This is a genomic window from Candidatus Symbiopectobacterium sp. NZEC135 (assembly GCF_025962695.1).
In genome coordinates this window covers 1-1,531 of sequence record NZ_JAGFPF010000406.1, presented here as the reverse complement: position 1 = coordinate 1,531, position 1,531 = coordinate 1, and the positions used below count along the sequence as shown (strand labels likewise).

Annotated in this window: 2 protein-coding genes; both read right to left on the bottom strand. The window is 50.4% G+C overall.

The window, feature by feature from the left end; translation table 11 throughout:
* Positions 1-1,136 (bottom strand): methyl-accepting chemotaxis protein (locus tag J5224_RS27320; protein ID WP_264628282.1); only part of this gene is annotated, 1,136 nt, incomplete at its 3' end.
* A gap of 138 nt (positions 1,137-1,274) precedes the next feature.
* The coding region (locus tag J5224_RS27315) for a fumarylacetoacetate hydrolase family protein (protein WP_264628281.1) at positions 1,275-1,531 on the bottom strand (257 nt) is incomplete at its 5' end.

Below are 1,531 nucleotides of genomic sequence, written 5' to 3'. Positions count from 1 at the left end.
TTCAGCGCCAGTATGTTGGTTTGAAAAGCAATGCTGTTGATGACCGACGTGATATCCGCGATTTTTCGCGAGCTGCCGGTAATCTCCGACATGGTTGTCACCACCTGCTTAATGATCTCACCGCCGCGATTGGCGTTGCCTGATGCCTGACGCGCGAGTTGTCCGGCGTGCCGCGCGTTATCCGCATTGTTGGTCACGGTAGCGGTCAACTCCTCCATGCTGGCCGCCGTTTCCACCATCGCAGCCGCCTGTTGATCGGTACGTGAGGACAAATTACGGTTACCGTCGGCGATGGCGGAAGAGGCCGCAGCCACCTGATACGCACTGTCCCGAATATCCACCATCAGGCCGCACAGTTTTTGTGTCATCTCCATCATGGCGTGTGTCAACATGCCCAGTTCGTCACGTCGCACTTGCCCTACCACCACGGACAGATCGCCCTGTGCAATGCGTTGCGCCAGTTCCAGGTTGGCGCGTATCGACCTCGCTATCAGACGAGTTACCGATACGGCGATCAACACGCCCAGTAAAACGGCGCAAATCCCGATAACCACGATTTCCACAACTGAACGATTAATAACGAGCTGGTTTCTCTCATCAAGCTGGCTCGCGATACGGCTAAGGGTGTCGGTCACGGCAAACCCCGTTTTAATGGACTGCGCATCGGCCACCTTGAGGCGCTGCCACTGTGCGGTATTCTGCATGCTCTCCCCGGCGGGAACGACCTGCTTCTGCCCATGCAACGCAGACACGGCGAGCGCGATCTCCTCCAGTTCATGTTGATATTGCGTCAGTTGTTCATTCAGGCGTTGGAAATGCTGCACATCACTCTCTTGCCAACGCAATTGGCGCGCTTTTTCCTGCTGCGCCATTATCTGTGAAACGTACTTCATCATATTGTTGGCGTTCTCTTCCTCCAACGTATAAAAGAGCTTCACTCGGGCAATTTTTGACTGATCGAGATAATGGTTTATCTCAGACACCAGCGCTGTCTTGGTATATAAATCACGAATTTCAGAAAAACGTAATGCACTGAAGAACACGGCAACAATAATTAATGATAATACGATAAAGAAACCACCGTAGAGTTTCTTTGCGATACTGGCTTGAAGCATTTTTTCCCATAGCGCACGCATTCTTTCCTCCTGATTATAATTTTCCGTCACCGATTAAAAAATCTGAATACGAGCTAAAATAGACAAACCGGATAACCGGCATATCACCGCATTTATCCGGCTAAGCATCATAGTGATATTATTTTTTAATGAGCGCGGTTACGCTGCACTGCAAACCACTTTTCGAGTGGTAACACAGTTGTGCAAACAGCCAATGCGTTCAATTTCAACTTCCACGATATCGCCTTCATGCAAAAACAGCGGCGGTGTGCGTTTTTTCCCGACGCCGCCGGGAGAACCGGTGATGATGACATCACCAGGTGATAACTCACTGAAGGTGCTGATATACTCGATCAGTTCTTCGATGGGGTGAATCATGCTGCCGGTCGTGTCATTCTGCACAGTATTGCCATTAA